Source organism: Flavobacterium lipolyticum, assembly GCF_020905335.1.
In the GTDB taxonomy this organism is placed as follows: domain Bacteria; phylum Bacteroidota; class Bacteroidia; order Flavobacteriales; family Flavobacteriaceae; genus Flavobacterium; species Flavobacterium lipolyticum.
Map to the genome: position 1 here is coordinate 456,411 of NZ_JAJJMN010000001.1, position 24,619 is coordinate 481,029.

A 24,619-nucleotide genomic window follows, 5' to 3' on the forward strand; every position below is an offset into this window, starting at 1 on the left:
TTCTTTCCCTCCGATGCTACATTTTGATTAATGGAGAGAATTGTATACTAATGCCATTTTGCAAGCGTTATGCCATAATTATTCTTTTACTGATTTCTAATGAATTAGCGGTTTCGCGTCATTTTCAAGTGTGTAATTATTACACGTTTTCATATACAGTATACAGTTTTTGTTGGGGTTTTGGGAGGTTTTAAGCTGAGGTTTTGTGGCCTTGGAGCATGACGAAGTTTAGAAATAACGTTTTCTGGTGTTTATTATTGTAATCCTGAACAAAGTCGAAGGATTTTTGAATTTGGGAATTTCTTTTTCTGGAGCTATTTCCTGCTATCCGCTAGTATCTTTTCCTTGCTAAAGGAGCAAGAGAAAAGGATACCGCTTCTATCAGGGCTAGAGAATACTTTTTTACAAGAATTTACTCAACAAAACTAATGCGAAATTCATTCATAAAATAGACATCTATTGACATGCTTTACCATTTTATCTACTAATCTTAACTTTTTATTCAATACTTTAGCCATCAGATTATTTTTTTGCAGTAGCGCATCAACAGTCCGGAAGTAAAGAATATAGGAACGAATTTTATGAAAGAATAGTATAAATATGAACACGGGAGAAATACTTATATATCAAAATCAGGAAGGTACGATTAAAATCGATGTACGACTTGAAGAAGAAACAGTTTGGTTAACTCAGGACCAGATGGCACAATTATTTGGGAAAGCCAAATCTACTATTAACGAACATATTAAAAATATTTTTGAAGAAGGAGAACTTCAGGAAAGCTTGTGTATGCACAAATTCGGAAATTCCGAATTTCAGCAAAAAGCGCCAAATTTTTACAATCTTGATGTCATAATTTCAGTAGGTTACAGAGTAAAATCGCTTCAGGGAACGCAATTTCGTATTTGGGCAACCCAAAGACTAAAAGAATACATTGTAAAAGGTTTCGCATTGAATGACGACCGATTTAAATCAGGTAATACCATGAATTACTTTAACGAATTGCAACAACGCATTCGTGAGATTCGAATATCTGAAAAATTCTTCTACCAAAAAATAAAAGACATTTATACCACAAGTATTGATTATGATGCCAAAGACGAAAAAACAATTTCATTTTTCAAAATGGTGCAAAATAAATTGCTGTGGGCAATTTCTCAAAATACTGCAGCTGAATTAGTCTACCGAAGAGTAGACGCTTCTTTACCATTATTAGGAATGCAGTCTTTTGATAAAAAAAATGATCAAACAGTTCAGAAAACAGATGTTAGCATCGCCAAAAATTACCTTACTGAAGATGAAATAAAACTTCTAGGCTTATTAGTAGAGCAATATTTAGCTTTTGCTGAGACCATGGCTCAACAGCAAACCCCCATGTACATGAAAGATTGGGCAGAACGTCTCGACAGTATTTTACAACTCAACGGAAGAGAGTTGTTGTCGCACGCCGGTAAAATTAGTCATCAAATGGCTCTGGATAAATCTACCCAGGAATTTGAAAAATTTAAAGAAAGTAGAAAATCACTAGAAATCGAACAAAGCCTGAAAGAAATTGAAGCCGATATTAAAAAATTGAAGAAATAACTGCATCAAAACAAATTAAACAAAAGATTAATAAACACTTAGAAACCATCCACTAATATCTTTTCCTTGCTAAAGAAGCAAGAAAAAGGATACCGCTTCTATCAGGGCTAGGACAATTACACGTACAAGAAATTTTTATGGCACAAAATCAATCGTTCTAATTAAAAACCCATCTAAACCAAATTTTGTTTACTCCAAAGATTATAATATTCCGATTCCTGATTTAACAATTCAAAATGATTTCCGGATTCGACGATCGCTCCGTTTTTCATAACCAATATGGTATCTGCGTTGGCAATTGTACTTAAACGATGAGCAATAACAATGATTGTTTTTCCCTGAGTTTTAAAATTATCAATCACCTCTTTTACCATTTTTTCAGAGGCCGTATCTAATGATGCTGTGGCTTCATCCATCAACAAAATCTCAGGATTTTTGTAAAGAGCTCTGGCAATGGCAATTCTTTGTTTTTGACCACCCGACAACATAGCTCCATTTTCTCCAATTTGCGTTTCGAATCCGTTAGGTAATTTCTCAACGAATTGAGTTATTCCCAGTTGTTTCGACAAGTCTAAAATTCTTTGAATATTCGGAAACGAATCCCCTAAAGCAATATTCTCGATAATGTTTCCGGAAAATAAATTCAGCTGTTGCGGAATAACTCCTATCACTTTTCGCAAACTCTGGTAATGAACAAACTGTGAATCATATTCTCCGATATAAATCTTACCTTCTTTGATAGGATACAAATTTTGAAGCAATGAGATTAAAGTTGTTTTACCACTACCGCTTTCTCCTACTATGGCTGTTGTTTGATTCTTTTTGAAAACCGCATTAAAGTTTTTAAAAACTTCCAGACGGGATCCATATCTGAAAGAGACATTTTCAAACCTGATATCTCCTAAATGCTCCTTCTGCAATTCTATTTTATTTTCTGTTTCCTCTCTTTCCAGATCCATAATTTCAAAGAGTCGGTCTGCTGCAATTAAGGCATTCTGTGCTGTTTTATTCATATTGATTAAAGAGGCAACCGGCGAAGTGAAATAACCAATCAGCGCATAAAAAGAGAAAAGTTCTCCCGGAGTAATGGCTCTGTCAATTACATAACCCGATCCGATCCACATTAAAACTATAGTAAAAGCCGAAGCTAAAAATTGTGTCGAAGTTCCTGCAAAGATTCCGTTTAAACCGGATTTGTAGGTCGTAAATAACAGCTTCACGAATTTGTTTTCCGTCTTTAGATTAGAGAAATCTTCGATTCCAAATTCCTTTACTGTCCTGACATGGGTAATACTTTCGACCAATTGTGTTTGCAGTTCGGCAGCATTCTCCATGATAGTTCGTTCCACTTTTTTGTTGAATTTATTTAAAACAAAATAGATCACGGCATAGAACGGAATCACCAAAACAATTACCAACGCCAGTTTCCAATAATACGTAAACATTAATACAAATGAAAAAACAACAATAAAGAGGTTGACAATCATTTCAATGGCTACTTCGTTTATAAACGAGCGAATTTTTACCGTATCACTTATTCTTGAAGTAATTTCCCCTATCTGCATGGTATCAAAAAAACGCTGTGGCAAATGCAGTAAATGTTTATAGTACCCCAGAATTAATTTTGCGTCGATTAATTGTCCCGTTTTCATCACAAAAACGCTCTTTTTGGAGCCAATATAAGCTTGCAGCAAAATTATTGCTATCATAGAAAGGCTCAATAAATTAAGCAATTTTCTATTGCCATCTACCAAAACGTAGTCCGTTATTTTTTGGATGTAAACAGACATCGCCAGTCCCAAAACGGTGAACAAAATGGCTCCAACCAGAGCCTGAAGTAAGATCGTTTTATGGGGTTGAATTAAATTCCAGAGTCTTTTTAGAGGCGCCGTTTTCTCGTTTATTGTTTTAAAATCATCATTTGGTGCAAAAAGAATCAATACTCCCGACCAGGTTTTCTGAAATTCTTCGAAGGTATAGTACTCCATTTTGCCTAAACCCGGATCCATGACCGTGATTTTAGATTTTTCTACCTTATAAATTACCACATAATGCTGTAACTGTTCTTTTATGACAATATGTGCAATTGCCGGAAGCGGAATTTTATCCAAGGCATCGAAACCGCCTTTGACGCCTTTAGCCGTAAAGCCCATTTTCTCAGCACCTTCAATGATACCTAAAACATTGGTGCCTCGTTTATCGGTATTAGCAAACTGGCGTATTCTCGCTATAGGCAGATTAACGTTGAAATGACTTCCAATAGAAGACAGACAAGCAGCACCACAATCTTTAACATCATGTTGTTTTATTTTTATTGAACTCATTTTACTTAATATTTGTTATTTGTTTTGGGTTTAACCAATTGTCTATTTTGTCAAACAACAAATCAAACAAACTTCTTCGGGTAATTATATATCTTGCTGTTAAGGTCATTCCTTTAGAAATGTTGGCCTCGTAACCAGACTTAAGTTGTAAGGTTCTTGAATTTAAGGCGCATCGCACCTTAAAAAAAGCCAGATCGTTTTGCAGCGTGATATTACGATCAACATCAATCACTTTTCCTTCCAGCAACCCCCATTGGTTGTAGTTGAAGGCATCTAACTGAAATTTGACTTTCTGATTTCTCTTAATAAGACCAATATCATTGGGAGAAACATTGCATTCGACAATAAGATGATCTGCCGATGAAATGGCTGCAATAGATTGGGAAGCATTTATAAAAGAGCCTTTTTGAATGCCTGAATAGTTTTCGATTGTTCCGGAAACTGGAGCCAAAACAACATAATTATTTGATTCTGCATTTATCTTAGCGACAGCACCATTGAGGTTCTTTAGGCGATCTTCTAAATCTCTCTTTTGATTTTCCCAGGTTAATTTTTGCTGGCTTATGAAACTTTGCAAGGCTTGTTTGGACAAACGTAATTCATACTCAAGTTTTTCAAAATCGGCCTTGGCAATAATTTCTTTATCATATAAAATTTTATTGCGGTCATAATTGATTTGTGCCTGCGAGATTTTACTTTGCAGTTCATTTTTCCCAGACTGAAATTTCAATAGATCCTCTCGCGCGGCAGTCGTCAATAAATGATTTGTTTTATTCTGCAAAAGGTCTGAAACATCTCTGAGCAGTGCTGAAACAGATTTTGATAAAGTATCCTGAGTTCTTTTATCACTCTCCAGATTTTCTTTGGCAATTTTTAAAAGAGTATCTCCTTTTTGTACAACTGCGTTATTCTTTAAATTGATCCAATTCACCCTTCCACTAACCATCGTTGCAACAGGTACATTATCCGTTCTACTGCGAACAATACCACGACTCTGACTGCTAATGTCAACTTTAATGACCGGCAAAAGCATTAAAAAAACGATAACCGCCAAAAGAATAATGAGATAGATTGAAAAGCTTTTGGTTTTGTTTTTAGCAATGAGATTTTCAAGGGTATTTATTGGGTCTGAACTGAAGTTCATGAGATATCAATGTATTACATACAGATTATTCTGTAAAAATTAGTCTAAAAAAGTAAGCTGTAAATTTTCAAAAAGGCAATAGAAATCCACTTCCCTTTTTTCAGAAAAGAGAAGTCTTTTGACCTCTATAAAAAAATGCGTGAAAAATTTAAGGTACAGAAAAGCCTCCCCGATAAATTTTCACTCTAAAATTGAGAGTGTTTTATCTTGTTACTATCATTCAAATTAGATTTTAAACATTGACTTACCTGCCAATAATGCAAAGTGATAATGGTCAAAGTTATGAATGGAGGTTTATAAATTTATTTTAAAATATACCCCGTAAGATATCCAATGAAATAGATCGCTGTTCCAATTGCAATGACAATGTTAATACGTTTTAATAGTTTTAAATCGTGATTCATAATTTCCAGAATGTGATTAGTTTAATAAATAATACAATGCCTCCCCGCACACGGCTCCTACAAAGTAAAGCGCCACCGGAAAGAATATTAGTGCATAAATTAAATACGTTATTTCGTTGTCTTTTTTATTCAAAAAAGTCTCATTTGTTACATTAGTTTTCATAAATATTAGTTTTTTTCTTTTACTTAAAAATTCTGTTATTAAATAGCTCTAGAACGTATTCTGCTTATTGTATTCTGAAGTACTCCTCCTTTGTAATATTAATTTTTCCAAAATAATTCTATACTGAAACGACCAAATATAAATCTCCTTTTCAAAAAAGTTATGATATCCCATTATACATCTTACATTTTACAATTTACTCCCAACTTTATCTAGCTAATGCCCGACCAAAAATTTCTCCTTGATCAAACACATAAGCCAACAAGAATAGAATGACATAAATTGTGACTAAAATATAAAACGAGTTTCTTTTAAAAATTTTCATATTATTTCTTTTAAATTATGTTTTCTTTTCAGGAATAGAATTACCCCCAAACAAATCTTATGGAAAGTAAATTTTCATGATAAATACAATACCATTATAAATCGTGTGTGCAATTAATGTTAATAAGAAAGAGTCTCTTACGCGACTGCCCGTTACATACAAACAAGCTAATAACACCCCTGTAATAAAAGCAAATAAGAAATAATAAACATTATAAAGGTGCGTTGCGGCAAAAACCAAAGCAGATATTAAGCAACAATATCGGAGCGCCATTTTTTGGCTTTTGCAAATTTCAATAACCGCATACTGGAACAAACAAGTCTCGAGAAGCGGGCCTACGATAACAAATAAAACCAGTTTTTCATTAATAGTGTAATTTTCATCAAAGCCTTTGTTTAAATCGCTAGTAAAGAACTTCGCAAGAACGCTAAAACTATAACTGTTCAAAAGGTTTATCAGAACTACAATTAATACCAATTGCCATTGTTGAAGACTCTTAATAATTTCTTTTATTTTTAATATCATATGTTATTGTGTTCAATAAAGAGGCTGCTTTAAACAACCTCTTTAGATTTTACAATAGAATTTCTACATGGTACAAAATATAATAATCAATTTTTAAAACTGACATTATATCATATTTTACTTTTGACCCCTAATTTATCTGGCTAATGCTCTACCAAAAATCTCTCCTTTATTAAAGACATAAACTAAAAATAATAAGGTTGCAAAAATTGTAACCATAATATAAAACGAATTACTTTTGAAAAATTTCATATTATGCTTTTTCCGTTATATAACCGTATGCAACTCCAGCTGCCCAGGCTCCGGCAAACAGATAATAAAGAGGACCAAAACCTCCCTCCGTTTCTACTAATTCTTTTTCGTTTAATTCAATCAATTTTAAATTTTCCATAATTTTAAGTTTTAAAAGTTAATATGCTTGAGCTAAATGTCTTCCAAAAGCCTCTCCCTTATCGAAAGCCCAAGCAAGACCTCCACCAAGTGCAATTCCAACTGCAACAATTTCCCCCCAAACACCGCCATCAATTTCTTGTACTTCTTGAGCATTAAGCTCTACTAAATTCAATTTCTCTAAATTCATGATTTTTAATTTTAAAGTGTTAATTACTTATACGGCTTATTTTTCCGCATCCTTTTTTTTAGATTCATTACTTTTTGAATCATGGTATAGTAATGGCCAATTACATTTAAGAAAGTAATCTAATTCTTGCAGTGACGCCGAACTGTAAAAAATGTCTCACTTTCTTGTTGCCAAAACTAGACAAACATACCAATGCTTACAAATGTTGCCTATCGAAATTCCTGAATTTCGATGTTGAATTCAGGAATCCTCTACAAAACAAACATTAAAACACTACAAGTCAACACATTATAAAACAGAGATCACACTAAGTTTTATTGGGTTCCATTTCAGCTTTTTAGCAATAAACTATGCTTTTGTAAGAAACCAAATAGTTATGATTTCTTATATGCACTACAATCTCAAAATTTTATTACTCTTTACTACCCTTCCATACGCACAAAATCTAAAAAAAACCTGCAAAACTTTCTTACAAAGAACTAAAAGAATCTTTCTCGAATAATCAGGGAAATAAAAAAAGACCGTTAGAATAGGCTAACATCTATTTAAACAAAGCCAAAAGCGAAAACAATCCGATTGAAAAGGCAAGAGGCTCCTATATGCTTTCTTTATTATATACAGGAGAGTAGGCAATTTGTTATTTAGACAGTGTAATTCACTATTCTAAAAATCTAAATGATATAAAGTATTCTGGTTATGCTTATTCCAGCAAAGTCCACGTATTAAAAGATCAGTCAAACTATAAAGAAGCTATCCATAATTTTTTTGATTACTAAACGTATTGCCAAAAGAAATAATCCTGATTTTTATTATAAAATAAAGTTTTGATAGCGGTTTTAAGATCTGAAGAATTGGGTGAAATAACCGAAGCTTTAAAACTATACACAGAAATATTTTAATTATAAAGGAAAAGAGATGCAAGCTCCAAAATACTCCTATGCCTATCAGGATACCAAGGTATGATGGAATCGACACTTTTGAAATAAATACAGGAAAAGTTAAAGCAGTTAAATTTGGAATCAAAAATATTGGTATTAATTAAAATTAGAATATTCATAATATCATTTTGATCAATATTTTCAAGTTTACTTTTCAGCGATTAATAGTTGTTTTAAATGATAGCCTCTTCCTCTCTATTGAATAAGCAGAAATGTTATCACCAACCTTTTTAAATTATTTTTTTGAGATTACGTACTTTAAACTAAAATTCAAAATCCTTTACTTAAAAAAGTTCCTTTTCTATTCTAAAATATTCATCCTTTTTAAATTCTTTTATTTTTGTATTTTGGATCAAAAAAATACTTTTGCAGTCTTTATAGAGAATCTCAAGAATATGTGAGGAAATAAAAACAATTTTTGTCTTTGAAAGTTCTCGAATATAAGTCATTAATAAATAATTTGACTCTAAATCAAGACCATTAAAAGGCTCATCCAAAATATAAATCAAAAATTCTTTTTGAAAAACAGCATTTAAATAGGTCTTTTTTTTCATACCTGTAGAAAACTCCTTTATCAATTGATTTTCAGGAACCTCAAATAGTAAATGCGATTTTGTTTTTTTTAGATCTAATAAATGAATATAAAAATCATAAAATTCGTTTGCTGTTAGCTCAGAATAAATTGTGGGTTCAGTAGGAACCCAAGCTACATTTTGCAATAAAACTTTATTTTCACCAATAGTACAATTTCCCTGAAATTTTTCTAATCCGACCAAACATTTAAATAGTGTGGTTTTCCCCTCACCATTTTTTCCAATAATGCCATAAATTCCCGGGCTATCAATATTGATATTTATATCTTGCAATACAATCTTATCATTATACTTTTTTTGATTGATATTTATAATCAACATAGTTTTAAATCGTTTAAGGTTTTGATAGCTTTTTTATACCATAAAGGAATAGTAAGTAAAGGAATTCCGTATAACAAAATAATTAACGCAATAAACAATACAAAGACAATTTGTTGCAAATAACTATTATTGAAATAGATATATCTTAATAACACATTGATCAAAGGAGGAATGAAGACAAACAAGAGGAATACTATTTTCTCAAATTGCAGAAAAAAGCATAATACTATCACAACTGGAATTAATAAGTAAATCGTGTTAATAACTGAATTTTTAAATTGATTCAGCAAATACTTTCTAGCTTCAAAAGGATTTAACTTTATTTCGCTTATTTTTTCCCGCTCAAATGAAGGAATACATGCTATTAGTGATAAAATTAAATAGCTTATGAATATAAGATTTTCATTTTTATACTTTACAGCAACGAAAATTAAAAATACTAGAATAAGGAAAAGATAAACAAGTCTGTATTTTCTGAAACTAATATGCCAAAAAATATTAAAGGTCTGAAACGGATAAGGGATTATTTTTAAATTGAATTTAGGCAAGCTGATTAAAACAATTTTAAATAATAGAATCGATATAATAAGGATGAATTCCTTTTTAAACAATAAAACAAAATAAAATGGTAACGAGTAAATAAAATACTCTGTAAACAATAGTAATTTGTAGTCTTTTCTAGTTTTTAAAAATTCTATATCAGACCTTTGTAAATGATAAACTATAATATCTAGAAATAAAAAAAGAATGTATTTGCGAAAAGATTCAGAATTTTCATAAACTAAGAATATAGCTATGAAATAAAAAAAAACTATTAGAAATATGGCAATAGTATCATTTTTAGAAACTAATTTTCTAAAACGAACAAGAAGTAAATATTGTAAAATGGTACGCAATATGTTTTTTTTTAATCTGAATATTATAAATATGTACCAAGCGTATTTCTACACTTGGCACAATTAAGCTTAATATGCCTTATGAGTACCGTAAGGACCTAATAAATACCACGCAACTACAATTGCCAAAGGTAAAAATCCACCCTCAACTTCTTGCACTTCCTGAGCATTAAGCTCTACCAAATTTAAATTTTCTAAATTCATTATTTTATGTTTTTAAAGTGTTTAATAATTGTGCGGTTTATTTTTTCCGCAATATTCAGTTTTTTTTTAGATTCATTAACTCTTGAATCATCGTATTGTAATGGCCAATTACATTTAAGAAAATAATCTAATTCTTGCAGTGACGTCTTACTGTAAAAAATGTCTCACTTTCTTATTGCCAAAACTAGGCAAACATACTAATGCTTACAAACGTTGCCTATCGAAATTCAGGAATCCCGATACTGAATTCAGGAATTCTGCCCAAAAACAATCTTAAACTACTAAAAATCAATACGTTAAATAAATTTAATTTTATTACGTTTCATTTTAGCTTTTTAGCAATAAACTATACTTTTGTAAGAAATCAAATAGTTATGATTCCTTATATGCGCTACAATCTTAATTTTTTATTACTCTTTACTGCTCTCTTATGTGCACAAAATCCTAAAAAAGCCACAGTAGGACTTTCTTACAAAGAACTTAAAGACACATTTTGGAATAACGAAGGAAATAAAAAAAAGCAGTTCGAGTATGCTAATGCTTTTTATAACAAAGCAAAAAGCGAAAATAATCCCATTGAAAAAGCAAGAGGTGCTTATTTGATTTCATTAATATCAACTAACGAAGTAGCAATAAAATATTTAGACAGCTCCATTTCATACAGCAAAAATTTAAACGATTCAAAGTATCCTGCTTATGCTTATTCCAGCAAAGCCTATGTATTAAAGTCTCAGTCAAAATATAAAGAAGCTATCGATAATTTCCTAATTGCAGAAAGTATTGCAAAAAAAAATAATCCCGACTTTTATTATGAAGTAAAATTTTCGATAGCGGTTTTAAGATCTGAAGAATTAGGTGAAATAAGCGAAGCATTACAACTATACAAAGAGTGTTTCGGTTATTACAAAGGAAAAGATGTGAAAAATCAAAAATATTCCTACGCCTATCAGGATGTTTTATTTGCATTAGCTGATGCTTATAAGGCTCTACATCAAACAGACTCTGCAACTTACTACAATAAATTAGGATATCGGGAATCAAAACTCACCAAAGATTATGGGTATAATGCCCTTTTTGTGTTAAATGAAGGAGCTAATTTTGTAGAAAAGAAAATATACAAAACAGCTATAGACAGTATCAATAAAGCTTTACCACAAGTAATTTACGATAAAGACACAGGAAACACTTTAGCGGCTTATTATTATTTAGGTAAGGCCTATGATGGGTTAGGAAAAAAGGAGCTGGCCGTTGAAAATTTTGTAAAAGTAGATTCCATTTATGACAAAACAAAAAAAATTACGCCAGAGTTTACAAGTGGGTATCTTTATTTGATTTCTTACTTTAAAAACAAAAAAGATAAAGAAAATCAATTAAAGTACCTTACACAATACATGCATATTGACAGTGTTCTACAAACCAATTATAAAGAACTCACTAAAAAACTGCAAAAAGAATACGATACTCCCAATTTAATTTTAGAAAAAGAGAACCTGATACGATCACTTACCAACGATCAGACCAAATCGTATTGGAGTATTGGTTTATTATTTCTATTGGTAATTATCGCAATAAGTTTTGGAGCCTATCAATATCGTATCAAAAAGAGACAGTCCTCTCAATTTGAAAAAATAATGGCCAAATCAACTGATAATGAGATACAAACCGTTGAAATGAATAAAAAAGAAATCAATACAGCTAAATCCGGAGTCGAAAATATTGGCATCAATGAAGAACTAGTTGAACAGATATTAAAAAAGCTAACTCACTTTGAACTAACCAAAGGATACTTATTATCAAACATTACCGTTCAGTCCTTATCTGATACTTTTGAAACGAATAGTAAATACGTATCTAAAGTAGTCAATACCTATAAGGAAAAAACTTTTATACAATATATTAATGATCTAAGAATCGAACATGCTTTAGAATCTTTAAAAGAAGATCCTAAATTACAGAAATACACCATTCAGGCATTAGCTATTGAGTTCGGTTTTAATAATGCGGAATCATTTTCAACTGCGTTTTATAAAAAAACCGGCATCAAACCGGTTTACTTTATCAAACAATTAGAAGAATTAAGAAAAAAACACAACCACTTATTAATCAATATTAATCAGTAGATTTAATATCGAAATTCCTGAATTTCGATAAATAGTTTTTTGTATTAGACATTATCTTTTCTGACAAAATTTATATTTGCAGTACAACTATTAAAAAGAGCAAAAATGAAAATTGAGACAACTAAAAAAGATAGTAAAAAATTCGATTTAGAAAAAATGGAATTTGCAAAATTAAAGAATATGTATTTGATTATTGGCGGGGGTGACGATCCAGATACAGGTACAGGAACTAGTCGTCGTTGCGATCCTAAAAAAAAGCAAGATTAACCAAACTCATAATGAAATATATATATATCATCTGTTCTCTTTTTCTTATATTATCTGGATGTAAACCTTCAAAAATTACGATCAATTCGAAAAAACCAAAAGATTCGAAAGAAACTTGGTACACCAAAGATTATAAAATAGATACTGTACCTGGAATTTCGCTAGATAAATGGTACATTCAAAATAAAAAGAAACCTAAAAATACAGTTATCGTTGCTGTAATTGATACACAGATTGACAAGAATCATGAGGATTTGAAAGAAAAAATTTGGACAAATACAAAAGAAATACCCGACAATAACCTTGACGACGACCATAATGGATACGTAGACGATACGCAGGGGTGGAATTTTGCTGCAAAAAAAGACAGTTATGTTGTTTGGGGAAATTTTGAATATATCAGGTTAATAAGAGAATTTAAAAACAAGTTCGAAAATAAGACAGAAAACAGCATTTCAAAAAGTGACTTATCTGATTATAAAGAATATTTTCGGGCGAAAAAAAAGTTGGAAGAAGAATTGAGTTATTATCAAAATAGATTAAAATCTTTAGAATATAGTACTAAAATTTTTCCCGTTGCGAAAGACAGCTTGAAACACTATTTTCCAAAAGAGGATTATACTTTTGAACAACTGGACAGTTTGTACAAGATTTATAAAATAAATGATAAAACCTTTCGCCAGCGAAGAGAAAATGATGACCGAGATCTGGGAGCAATGATTGGTTTTCTGATGTTTAGACTGGAGTCATATGAAACTACATTATCCGAGGTTATCGAGAGTAAAATACAAACCGATTCCATTGTTAATAAAAATCTGAATATCAATTTTGATGAAAGAAAGTTTATTGGAGACAATCCAAACATATTAGATAAAGGCTATGGTAGCAAGTATATAAGCATTTCTAAAGCAGGACACAGATCTTTTCAGGATCATAATACAAAAGTTTCAGGGATTATTGCCGCTGACAGAAACAACAATCTGGGAATTAAAGGGATTGCAGAAAATGTAAAAATTATGCCACTTACTATTTCTTATTCGGGAGATGAACACGATAAAGATATTGCAATGGCTATCTATTATGCTGTTGACAATGGTGCAAAAGTGATAAATATGTCTTTTATAAAAGAATTTTCGTTAAGGCAAAAATGGGTCACTGAAGCTTTTAAATATGCTGAAAAACATAATGTTTTACTGGTACATATTGCCGGAAATGACGCTTCTGATGTTGATAAAAATCCTGCTTATCCTAGTGATGTTAATTTTGATGGCACGCCTGAAATTTGTCATAACTTCATTAATGTAGGCTCCACAACAAATAAGTTAAATGAGAATTTTGTTTCTGTTTTTTCTAATTACGGTAAGTATAATGTTGATCTCTTTGCTCCCGGAAACGAAATTTACACCACTGCAGCTGGCAATACCTATAAATTTGATTCAGGGACTTCATTAGCAGCTCCAATGGTTTCAGGAACAGCAGCACTTATGTGGTCCTATTATCCTAAACTTACTGCTGCTGAGGTAAAACAAATTATACTAGATTCGGGAACGGCTTATGATATCGAAGTTATTGTTCCTGGTACAGAAGACAAAAAACTTCCTTTTTCACAATTGTCTAAATCAGGTAAGGTTTTAAATGTTTACAATGCTATGAAACTTGCTGAAAAAATCAGTAAAAACAAAAAATGAAGAAAAAGCAAATTGCTAGTGAGGGAACATTAGTAAAAGTATACCTTTTTTTGGGTTTACTATTATTTTTAATTGGCTGTAAAAGCAAACAAAATTTAAGTGCTTCTACAATTAATTCTATTAGAACAGAATTAACATCTTCAGAACTTAAAAACTGGTATCAAAAAGATTATGCTTTAGATGGAGTTCCCGGAATTTCACTAGATAAATGGTACAATCAAAATAAGAAGAATCCTAAAAATACAATTATCGTTGCTGTAATTGATACACAGATTGATAAAAATCATGAGGATTTAAAAGATAAAATTTGGTTTAATGCAAAAGAAATTCCAGATAATGGAATAGATGACGACCATAATGGATACATTGATGATGTAAACGGCTGGAATTTTACCTCAAATAAAAATGGGGATTATATTGTTTGGGGAAATTTTGAATATGTCAGACTGATTAGAGAATGGGGAAATTTATTCAAAAATAAAACCTTGGATCAAATTAAATCTGATGATTTGCCAAAATACAGAGAATATCTTAGAGCTTTAAAAATCTATGAAGGAGAAAAATCTGACTATCAAAATTGGTTACAAGCTTCAAAGTATAGCGTAAACATGTTTCCGATTGTAAAAGATAGCTTAAAACACTATTTCCCAAATGAAGATTATAGCTATAAGCAACTAGACAGTTTATATAAGATACATAAAATAAATGACAAAACCTTTAGACAAAGAAGAGAAGATAATGATCGGGATTTAGGTGCAATGATCGGTTTTATGAAAACTAGATTTGAATATGGTGAAGAAACCCTTGAAAAGATGAAGGAAACGGAAAGGGAAGTTGATTCAGTTACAAATAAAAATTTAAACTTAGACTATAATGAAAGATTATTAATAGGAGATAATCCTAATGTACTTGAAAAAGGATATGGCTCCGGTCGTATTAGTATTCTTAAAAATGGCTTTAAGAATATCCAAGGGCATTCTACTAAAATATCAGGAATCATAGCTGCCAATAGAGATAATCATAAAGGCGTAAAAGGTTTTTCTCAAAATATCAAAATTATGCCTCTTGCTATTTCTTTTTCAGGAGATGAACATGACAAAGACATTGCTATGGCTATTTATTATGCAGTCGATAATGGAGCAAAAGTAATCAATATGTCATTCGGAAAAGAATTCTCTATCCATCAAAACTGGGTTTCAGATGCTTTTAAATACGCTGAAAAACGTAATGTGTTACTGGTCCATAGTTCAGGGAATAATTCTTTTGATACAGATAAAAATCCATATTACCCAAGTGACAGTAATTTTGAAGAAACTTCTGAAATTTGCAATAATTTTATAAATGTTGGTTCAATATCTTCACGATTAGATAGCACATTCGTATCTTCCATTTCAAATTATGGTAAATTAAATGTAGATTTATTTGCGCCTGGAGAAGAAATTTACACTACTGCTAAGAATAATAATTATGAATCTGATTCAGGGACTTCTATAGCTGCTCCCATGATTTCAGGAACTGCAGCTCTTATTTGGTCCTATTATCCTAAACTTACTGCTGCTGAGGTAAAACAAATCATACTAGATTCGGGAACAGCTTATGATATCGAAGTTATTGTTCCTGGTACAGAAGACAAAAAAGTTCCTTTTTCAGAATTGTCGAAATCAGGTAAGGTTTTAAATGTTTACAATGCTATGAAACTTGCTGAAAAAGTCAGCAAAAAGAAAAAATGACATCGAATTTCAAGATAGCATCCTTTGATGCTTATGTATTAAGAACTCCCTTATTTCCATTGTCTTTATACCTCAGCACAGTGGAACATTATTCGGCTGAAAAAGCAAAACTACAATATCAAAATCCACTCATTCGGGAAGCTATTCATTTAGCTTCTCCGGATTTGACAAAAGAATTGGATAAATGGATGAAAACCGATTCAAACCTGTCTGTTGAAAAGGCTAAAAAGTTAGAACTAACATTCTTAAAATATTTGGCCAGAATGTCCTCCAGGTGTACTCCTTTTGGGCTTTTTTCGGGCTGTTCCGTGGGGAGAACAGCTGCTGAAACGAAAATTATTCTGGAAGATACAGACAGGTTTGAACGTTTTACTCAATTTGATATGCAATTCTGGGTAATGCTGCTTCAGGAAATTTCCCAAAAAAAAGACGTAATTCCACATTTGAAATATTACCCTAACAATAGTATTTACAAAATTGGAGATTTTTATCGTTACATCGAATACAAAAGTATAGAGACAAAGCGGGAACACAGTATTTCGGCCTTACGGGTAGCTACCCTACTAACAGAACTGCTTGACTCCATACAACAAGGGATGACTGTTGAAGAAATGGTCACGTTTTTATCGGATGACGAAGATGAAAAACAAGAAGCTCATGAATATGTTTTAAAACTTATTGATTTTCAGTTTTTGGTAAGTGAATTGGATGCTGTTGTTACAGGAATTGACAACGGGGAAAGGATTTTAGATGTTTTGAAAAAAATTCCGGCTCTGGAGAACGAATATCAAATGTTAGAAAAAATTCTGGAAGAGCTTCTTTCCTTAGATAAAAAAATTGTTCCTACTGAAAAGACCTATCAGAAAATTAAAAACAATATAAAACGTTTTGAAATTGACTTTGATGAAAAGTATCTTTTTCAAACCGATCTAAATTCAAGTACCTCAGTAAATACTTTAAACAAAAATGTTTCCCAAAAAGTATTAAGGGCCGTTGAGTTTTTGAATGGTATTCAAATGAAAGAGAAGTTTCAGAATCAGGAAAGTTTCAAAAAAGCATTTACTCAAAGATACGAAAGCAGAGTAATGCCATTGACAACCGTTTTGGATACCGAAATTGGAATTGGTTATCTGCAGAATCAAGAAATGAATGACAGTCATGAGGTTTTAGAGTTTCTTTCTCTTAAGTCTAAAGAAACGGAGAACCAAAACGAACTTTGGACATCTTATGATTATATTCTTCAGAAAAAGATACAAGAGTGCCTGATAAAAGGAGGGACAGAAATTTCATTAACGGAGAAAGATTTTCCCAACTTCAATACTGATTTTAGTAACGCTCCGGCCACATTTTCTGTACTATTTGAAGTTTTAAATGAGGAAAAAATTGTAATTGAATCTTCCGGAAATGTAAGCGCAGCCAAACTATTAGGACGATTCTGCAACGGTAATGCATCCATCCATAAACTAACCAGGGAAATCATAGAAAAAGAAGAGGTTTTTCATGCCAATCGGATAATGGCAGAGGTGGTACATGTTCCTGAATCCAGAACGGGAAATATTTTACGCAGGCCTGTTTTACGAAAACATGAAATCAGCTATTTAGCAAAATCCGGAGTGCCCGAAAATGATACCATTCCTTTAAATGATCTGTGGATTTCTATAGAAAATGATACCATAATTCTGTTTTCTAAAAAGCACCAGAAAAAGATCATTCCCTGTTTGTCAAACGCTCATAATTTTTCTAAAAATTCGCTGCCACTTTATCATTTTTTATGTGATTTACAGTCTCAGCATACCAAACCGATTTATTCTTTTGATTGGGGAGTCTTAAGAAATCATTACATCTATTTTCCAAGAGTACTGTATCGCGATATCATTTTATCAAAAGCCAAGTGGATTGTAGTAAAAGAAGAAATTATGCGTTTTTCAAAAATGAACGATAAACAGCTTTTGGAAGGTTTTTTAAAATGGCGTTCCCAAAGGAATATTCCCCGTTATGTCAATTGGGCTAATCATGACCATACACTTTTGTTTGATTTTGAAACCCAAATAGGAGTTGAACTATTTTTAAATTCAGTCAAAAATAAAGACAAAATCACTTTGGAAGAATTCCTGTTTACGAAAAAATCTGTCGTACAAAATCAAAATACAGCTGGTTATTGCAATCAATTTATACTATCATTTTACAAAGAATAAAAATGCAGAGAAATTCTTGTTTAGGCAGTCAGTGGTTGTATTATAAAATTTATACCGGTGTAAAAACAGCTGATTATATTTTAATTGAAAAATTAGCCCCTGTTATAACCTACTTAGAAAAAAAGAAAAAAATCCAAAAGTGGTTTTTTATTCGATATCGGGATCCTGAGGAACATCTGCGAATTCGTTTTTTAATAGACGACGCTGAAAATATGACCGCACTCATCAATTCATTTTATCCTATTTTTAAAGAACTTCTGGATGAAAATATAATTTGGAAAATCCAAACCGATACCTATCAAAGAGAAATTGAACGGTATGGTAAAAAGACCATCTATGATTCTGAATTTCTATTCTGGAAAGACAGTAAAATGATTTTAAGCTATCTGAGTCTGAAAACTTCTTTCCTGGCAAAAGAAACGTCTATTTGTTTTAGCCTTTTGATGGTTGATTCTTTCCTTAATTCGTTCAGGCTGTCAAATTCGGAAAAATTAACTTTAATGGATAAACTTCAAATTGCTTTTAAAGAAGAATTTGAAATAGGTAAAATTCAGAAAAAGGAAATGGATATCCATTACCGATCACTGTATCCGCAAATCAAACTTTTTCTGGAAGCTGAAAATCAGGATAATTTTCCTGAAATCTTTTCTATTGTCAATAGAAAATCAAATCTTATCGAGAAAAAGGTTTTTGAAATAATCGATAAAATTCAAATTCCCATAGATGATTTTTTATCGAGCCATATTCATATGATGATTAACAGGCAATATACTTCTAAACAAAGAACCTATGAGCTTGTTGTCTACGACCATTTGTATCGCTATTATAAAACTTTATGTTACAAAAAGTAAAAATCACTCTTCATACATCTCCATCCACAAACGGGTCTCTTCCAAATCCAGTTCCTTTTCAATTTTCCTGAAAATCTCTTCGTGAACAGAGCCTGTTTTGTGCATCAATTCGAGTTTATCACGTTCTATGTTTAAAAGATCGATCTGCAGTTTAGTAAAATCATTGAAAATCTCCCCTCCCAAAACTTTTCCTTTTCCGAAGAAATTGGCTGGGAGCTCCGTTTTTTGAAGACGATTGAATTTGACTTCATATTTACTTTTTATGTTGTGCAATAAATCATCGTTGAGTAACGAAAAATTATCCTCGATATGCGTTATGGTTTGCGAAACGATGGTATTTCGGATTTCATATTCTTCGGCAAGAATCGAATAGGGCTGCACTTTTAACTTTTTAATCAGCCACGGTAAAGTAAGTCCCTGAATGACCAAAGTGGAAAGTATCACACAAAATACCAAATAAATGATGAGGTTTCGCAAGGGGAATTCGGTTGTTTTATTCATCATTAACGGTAAAGCCAGCGCGGCCGCCATGGATACTACCCCTCGCATTCCGGACCAGCCGAAAATAATCATGTTGCGATAATCAAATTCTTCTTTCAGACGGATTCTTTTACTGAGCATTCTCGGAAGCAAAGTTGCCGGAACCACCCATAAAAACCGAACCAAAATCACCACTACACTTATCGAAGCCCCCCAAACAAACAAGGACCAACCGGAGTAATCTCCAATTCCGGTAATAATTTGTCTCAGCTGAAGTCCGATTAGGATAAAGATCAAACCATTTAAAATATTGGTCAAAACACTCCAAATCGTTCCGGCCATAATTCGGCTTTCATGCGTAAAAATAGTTCCGGATCGGGCTGACAAATAAAGTCCGGTAGCGACTACGGCCAAAACTCCCGAACATTCAAAATGCTCTGCTATTAAATAAGAGGCAAAAGGCGTTAGCAAAGTCAAAGTAGCTTCGATCACCTCATCACAGACAAATCTTTTGTGAATATAACACATGATATACCCCACAGCCAAACCGATTGCGATTCCCGCTACCGACATCACAACAAAGTTTAATCCAGCCTGCCATAGCACAAAATTACCGGCTGTAATGGCGGTTAATGCGTATTTGTACGCTACCAAACCGCTGGCATCATTCACCAGACTTTCCCCTTCTAGAATTGCAATCAACCTGGGATGTAAACCCAATCCTTTAGTAATGGAAGTCGCAGAAACGGCATCCGGCGGTGAAACTATCGCCCCCAAAAGAAAGGCTAAAGGCCAGGAAATATCATCAATGAGCATATGAGCTGCAAAGGCTACCGCTACTGTAGTAAAAAGTACTAAACCAACAGCTGCCAGAGTGATGGGACGAATTGTTTGTTTAAAATCGGACCAGCTTGTGTACCAGGCGGCGTGGTATAAAAGCGGTGGCAAGAAGATAATAAAAACCACCTCAGGGCTCAAAGCAATTACCGGAAGCCCGGGTATAATACTAATCACCACACCACAAAGCACCAGTACAATCGGAATTGGAAAGTTGTACTTTTTACTAACGAGACTCAAAAAAGCGACTCCAAATAGCAACATGATGATTACAGTAATATTTTCCATTTTCGAATTGTTTTGGTATTTCGGTTATACTACTACGAATATACTATTTTTAGATCTTTGGAAATTATTCAGCATACATTTTATGAAACACATAGAAACAGAGATTTAATTATTATTCGTGAAGACTATTCAAAAAAATCATGATTTTCACACATAGTTTATACTCTATAACGAAACTAAAAATCCCTGATATAACCTGCCTATGAGAATTTATGTTAAGTAAACGACTTTTTAAGCATTCTTAATCTATGTTTCTATGTGTTTCATAAATAAACACCATAAAACTTTATGTAAAACTGTTAGATCTCCTTTAACCAAATTTTATTGCATCCGACATTATAAATACTTTAAAAAAAATTACATTTGAACCTTAATTCATATCCCAAATTATGATCCTGAAAAGAAATTTCATCAGTGTAATCGCCTTACTGGCTGTCTTTATTAATACACCGATTGCCTATTCTCAAACTACTCCTCCAAAAGCAGAAACGAAATCAAAACTATTTGAAGAAACGACTACGGACAGTGACTATCTAATAGCAATCGAAAAAGCCGGAGAGGTTTTGGAATCTGCCCATAACGATACTGAATTTGATGGAAACAGCCATCGTTTGTTTAGTGAAATCAAAGGAACACAAAGTAAACTTGATCTAATCCTGGCCAGCTTAAAAGGTGCAAATCCAAACGTACGCAACCAACAAATGTATCGTATCGTACTCAAAGAAATTGAGCAGGAACTCAACGAACAAAATACAGCCATAAACTCGCGCAATCTGGCACTTGAAAAAATCAAAAACAGGGTAATTGATTTGCGCAAGGATAAAACTTTGATGGGACTTTTGAAAGATACCATTCGACGCAAGCAATTTAAAAGTGAATTTGCAAATCTGAAAAGAAGATACCTGAGTACCGACAGTCTGATGACCAAAAATCAGGGGATTTTAAACCATAATAAACGATTAACCGTTGAACGAAAAATTGCCGTATCAAATGCCCTAATTACTGTAGAAAACAAACTGGAAAAATCCGGAATCCGTATGCTTAAAAAAGAGTACCCAGTTTTATGGAGTACAAACGATTCTGTAGCAAAAAAGATCGTAGGCAAAAACATCAAAGCCAAAATAATAATTGAAGAAAACGTCGCAGAGTATTATTTAAGCTACAGAGCCGGCGGTTTAATTACACTGGTTTTACTGATGGGATTACTGGGCTGGTACATTTCCCGTAATTTAAAATACCTCAACAATAATGCACATGCTGAAAATCTGACTCAGTTTAATTTTAAATACTTAAATCGAGGAGTGGTGGTTCCGGTCGCTGTCATTGGTCTTAACATTGCCGTGGTAAGCAATCTATACGCTCCTGCCCTGTTTATTGAGTCAATTCAATTGGTTCTTCTGGGGCTTTTAACCGTGCTTTTCAAAAACAAATGGTCGGGTGTCGCGATGCGAAACTGGTTGTTTCTGTTAGTCTTATTTTTTATGTTATGCTTTCTGGATTTGTTTATCCCGGTTGGCTTTCTACAGCGCAGCGCCTTTATTGTGATTAATATTTTAGGAATACGATACGGTTTAGTACAAATTAAAACGTTAAAAGAACAGCTTTACATCAAAGGTTTTTTTAAATGGGCCACCATCATTTTTATCGGTTTAAATGTTTTATCCCTTATCGATAATCTTTTGGGAAGAGTCTCTCTTGCGAATATGTTAAGCCTAACCGCCTTTATATCACTCACGCAAATTGTAGCACTCAGCGTACTCTTAAAAATCGTATTAGAAATCATTCTTTTGCAAATTTATACCACCCGAATTAAACGCGGTATCGAAAAGATTTTTGATCATGAAAGTCTGTCCGATACGCTAAAAAGACCATTCATTATTGTAATCAGTTATATGTGGATTGTGGTCATCGCAGCCAATTTAAACATTTGGGAATCTTTGCGTACCGGTTTGGGTTCACTACTAAGTCATCCAAATACGATTGGAAGTATCACTTTTACTCTCGGGAATATAGTGTTGTTCTTTATCATTATTTGGGTTGCTCATTTACTACAAAACTATGTGGCTTATTTCTTTGGAGAAGTTGACGATGAAAACGAAGAAACCATCAATAAAAGACAGCATTCTAAATTACTCATCACAAGACTTGTCGTTTTAATAAGTGGTTATCTTTTAGCTGTAGCTGCTTCAGGAATGCCACTGGACAAACTAAGCATCTTACTGGGAGCCTTGGGTGTCGGTGTGGGTCTTGGACTTCAGAATGTGGTTAACAACTTTGTTTCGGGTATTATTTTAATTTTTGACAAACCAATCCAGATTGGAGACGTCATCGACATTAGTTCCGAATCCGGCCGGGTAAAATCCATGGGATTGCGTACCACTAAAATCAATTCCTCAAACGGTGCCGAAATCATTATCCCAAATGGTAACTTATTGTCACAAAATATTACCAACTGGACGTATACTGATAATTTTAAACTCGTTGAAATTACAGCCGAAGTTACCGGTGATGTTCTTCCCGAAGCAATCAATGCTATTATTCTGGAGTCTCTTGAAAGCATGGCATTGGTCAATACTACAAAAGTTCCTCAGATTTATTACAGTTCTATCTCAGATGGAAAATTCAAATTGCAGATAAAATTCTGGTGCAGCATTTACCGTACAGAAGAAACGATCAGCAATGCAAGACAGGTTCTTTTCAGTAATTTTAAAGAAAAAGGGTTAACATTGTCTACCTAAATATACTCCAACTTTTCAAATTCAAATGCATAAAAAAAACGGAAATGACTTTTTAAAGTTATTTCCGTTTTTGCTTTTCTCCTTAAAAAAATAAAAAATCAGTCTGAACTATTTTAGATCCGGCTTTAAAATTACTTTCCGGTTTCACTTCTTACATACTTATTCAAAATATAACGTGTTACCGGTCTCAACGGACTATTATTCTCCGGATGTCTGCCGTGCGCATCAAAAAAATCAACTCCATTTGCCGTCTTAGCATACCATATAATCGCTACTCCATTTTTATCAAAATAAGTGGTCGTATCACAAACCTTAATCTTTTTAAGATGGACAAGCGTTGGGTCTAATATTTCAATATTTGCAGACTTAACCAGGCCTTGTATTTTTAGATCACAATCTACCATTTCATAATGATCCCCTGACCACTGCATACATTCTTTATCAGGAAAAGCATAATGACTGATCAAAAATCCGCACAAAAAAATAATGACAGTAATAGAAATCGTCCTCAAGACTCTTTTGGAAAACTTATAACAAATCTTTTCTATAAAACTCTTAAACAAATAGATTGCTATTGCTCCCTCTGATTTCTTTTGTACTAATACCAATTCAGTGTTTTTATCTACACCACTTTCATTCTTTTCTCCTTTTTCATCAGGATCTGACTGAGGCAGATTACAACCTCTCATTATTTCTTCTACATCACTTGATGGCTCTCCATTATTAGAATCATTAACAGGTTCTTTACCCTCATTCCTTAAACTTCTATTAAATTTTTGATAAGGTCTTAATTCGAACCCTACCAAGATCCCTGCTAGATTTACAGTATCTATTTTTGCTGGTTCTTTTTCTCTTTTTAAAAAATCTCCAACCTTTTTAAACTTATCAGTATAACTAGTGGAAGTATTCTCATTATTTGGGTCAAAGTTAAATTTGAAAAAATTATAATATATCGCTAAATCATCTGAGTTGATAATATCAGATTTAAAAATCCTCCAACATAAATCTCTCAAACTAGCTTGTGAAGGGTTACTCAAATAATCGGAGTAAATCCCATCATCTTTCTCTCTTTCAAATTTAATTCTAATTGCTTCTTTATAATCATTTGGTGTATTGTTTGGCATAGGCTTTTGTTTTTTTGGAATTTTCTATGACTTTTTAGGATTTTTTAGGATTTGAAAAAACTTATTAAGAGTTCCCGGAATTCCGTATCAATACAGGCTTACAAGCGTCGTTACTTTGCCTCAGAAATTAGTTCCTGTTCGATTTCGCGATTAGAACAAATGTACAAAACTAGTTCAGTTAAAAAAGTGCGGAAAACCGTAAAACGGAGTTTATCCCGGGAAGTATAAATGAAAATTTTACGGCCTACGCACTTCACTTCCCAGCAAAATTGGCATTGCCATAACAAGATTCAGAAAGGT

General features: G+C 32.6%; 18 protein-coding genes. 8 read left to right on the forward strand and 10 right to left on the reverse strand.

Annotation, left to right across the window (positions count from 1 at the left end):
* Positions 1 to 600 precede the first annotated feature (600 nt).
* The gene (gene rhuM / locus LNQ34_RS01885) at positions 601 to 1,584 is read left to right on the forward strand and encodes a RhuM family protein (RefSeq protein WP_229998493.1); all 984 of its coding nucleotides are present in this window, start codon (positions 601 to 603) and stop codon (positions 1,582 to 1,584) included.
* Positions 1,585 to 1,757: 173 nt separating this feature from the next.
* On the opposite strand, the gene LNQ34_RS01890 is transcribed toward rhuM, so the two are convergent.
* The 8 genes from LNQ34_RS01890 to LNQ34_RS01925 form a co-directional block, all read right to left on the reverse strand.
* Positions 1,758 to 3,908: a peptidase domain-containing ABC transporter gene (locus LNQ34_RS01890; protein ID WP_229998494.1), complete on the reverse strand. Its 2,151-nt coding sequence runs from the start codon at positions 3,906 to 3,908 to the stop codon at positions 1,758 to 1,760.
* 1 nt (position 3,909) lies between these two features.
* Positions 3,910 to 5,052, reverse strand: a complete 1,143-nt coding sequence (locus LNQ34_RS01895) for an HlyD family secretion protein (protein ID WP_229998495.1) — start codon at positions 5,050 to 5,052, stop codon at positions 3,910 to 3,912.
* Positions 5,053 to 5,472: 420 nt separating this feature from the next.
* Positions 5,473 to 5,619 (reverse strand): hypothetical protein, encoded by a 147-nt coding sequence (locus LNQ34_RS01900; protein WP_229998496.1) that lies wholly within the window; start codon positions 5,617 to 5,619, stop codon positions 5,473 to 5,475.
* A 382-nt stretch (positions 5,620 to 6,001) separates the two neighbouring features.
* The gene (locus LNQ34_RS01905; protein ID WP_229998497.1) at positions 6,002 to 6,469 is read right to left on the reverse strand and encodes a CPBP family intramembrane glutamic endopeptidase; all 468 of its coding nucleotides are present in this window, start codon (positions 6,467 to 6,469) and stop codon (positions 6,002 to 6,004) included.
* Positions 6,470 to 6,722: 253 nt separating this feature from the next.
* Complete coding sequence (locus tag LNQ34_RS01910) at positions 6,723 to 6,860, reverse strand: class IIb bacteriocin, lactobin A/cerein 7B family (protein WP_173966434.1); 138 nt, start codon at positions 6,858 to 6,860, stop codon at positions 6,723 to 6,725.
* 18 nt (positions 6,861 to 6,878) lie between these two features.
* On the reverse strand, positions 6,879 to 7,049 hold the full coding sequence (locus tag LNQ34_RS01915) for a class IIb bacteriocin, lactobin A/cerein 7B family (protein WP_229998498.1): 171 nt from the start codon (positions 7,047 to 7,049) through the stop codon (positions 6,879 to 6,881).
* Between the two features lie 1,222 nt (positions 7,050 to 8,271).
* Positions 8,272 to 8,901: an ATP-binding cassette domain-containing protein gene (locus LNQ34_RS01920; protein ID WP_229998499.1), complete on the reverse strand. Its 630-nt coding sequence runs from the start codon at positions 8,899 to 8,901 to the stop codon at positions 8,272 to 8,274.
* A gap of 965 nt (positions 8,902 to 9,866) precedes the next feature.
* Positions 9,867 to 10,001 (reverse strand): class IIb bacteriocin, lactobin A/cerein 7B family, encoded by a 135-nt coding sequence (locus LNQ34_RS01925; protein WP_229998500.1) that lies wholly within the window; start codon positions 9,999 to 10,001, stop codon positions 9,867 to 9,869.
* 200 nt (positions 10,002 to 10,201) lie between these two features.
* Here LNQ34_RS01925 and LNQ34_RS01930 point away from each other — a divergent pair, with 200 nt between their 5' ends.
* The 6 genes from LNQ34_RS01930 (at position 10,202) to LNQ34_RS01955 (ending at position 18,852) form a co-directional block, all read left to right on the forward strand.
* Positions 10,202 to 12,121 carry a helix-turn-helix domain-containing protein gene (locus tag LNQ34_RS01930; protein ID WP_229998501.1) on the forward strand — a complete coding sequence of 640 codons (1,920 nt, stop codon included), beginning with the start codon at positions 10,202 to 10,204 and terminating at the stop codon, positions 12,119 to 12,121.
* A 105-nt stretch (positions 12,122 to 12,226) separates the two neighbouring features.
* A complete protein-coding gene (locus tag LNQ34_RS01935; protein WP_202702571.1) occupies positions 12,227 to 12,388 on the forward strand; it encodes a hypothetical protein in 162 nt (53 codons plus the stop codon).
* 11 nt (positions 12,389 to 12,399) lie between these two features.
* The gene (locus tag LNQ34_RS01940) at positions 12,400 to 14,076 is read left to right on the forward strand and encodes a S8 family serine peptidase (protein WP_229998502.1); all 1,677 of its coding nucleotides are present in this window, start codon (positions 12,400 to 12,402) and stop codon (positions 14,074 to 14,076) included.
* A complete protein-coding gene (locus LNQ34_RS01945; RefSeq protein ID WP_229998503.1) occupies positions 14,073 to 15,806 on the forward strand; it encodes a S8 family serine peptidase in 1,734 nt (577 codons plus the stop codon). The genes LNQ34_RS01940 and LNQ34_RS01945 overlap by 4 nt, the downstream gene beginning before the upstream one ends.
* Positions 15,803 to 18,001, forward strand: coding sequence for a lantibiotic dehydratase family protein (locus LNQ34_RS01950; protein ID WP_229998504.1), 2,199 nt, complete (start codon positions 15,803 to 15,805; stop codon positions 17,999 to 18,001). The genes LNQ34_RS01945 and LNQ34_RS01950 overlap by 4 nt, the downstream gene beginning before the upstream one ends.
* A gap of 2 nt (positions 18,002 to 18,003) precedes the next feature.
* A complete protein-coding gene (locus tag LNQ34_RS01955) occupies positions 18,004 to 18,852 on the forward strand; it encodes a thiopeptide-type bacteriocin biosynthesis protein (protein ID WP_202702575.1) in 849 nt (282 codons plus the stop codon).
* Between the two features lie 3 nt (positions 18,853 to 18,855).
* Here the strand turns inward: LNQ34_RS01955 and LNQ34_RS01960 are convergent, their stop codons facing one another.
* Complete coding sequence (locus tag LNQ34_RS01960) at positions 18,856 to 20,457, reverse strand: Na+/H+ antiporter (RefSeq protein WP_229998505.1); 1,602 nt, start codon at positions 20,455 to 20,457, stop codon at positions 18,856 to 18,858.
* A gap of 389 nt (positions 20,458 to 20,846) precedes the next feature.
* Here LNQ34_RS01960 and LNQ34_RS01965 point away from each other — a divergent pair, with 389 nt between their 5' ends.
* On the forward strand, positions 20,847 to 23,195 hold the full coding sequence (locus LNQ34_RS01965) for a mechanosensitive ion channel family protein (protein ID WP_229998506.1): 2,349 nt from the start codon (positions 20,847 to 20,849) through the stop codon (positions 23,193 to 23,195).
* A 131-nt stretch (positions 23,196 to 23,326) separates the two neighbouring features.
* Here the strand turns inward: LNQ34_RS01965 and LNQ34_RS01970 are convergent, their stop codons facing one another.
* Entirely contained in the window at positions 23,327 to 24,319 is a 993-nt protein-coding gene (locus LNQ34_RS01970; RefSeq protein ID WP_229998507.1) for a hypothetical protein, read from the reverse strand.
* Positions 24,320 to 24,619: the final 300 nt, after the last annotated feature.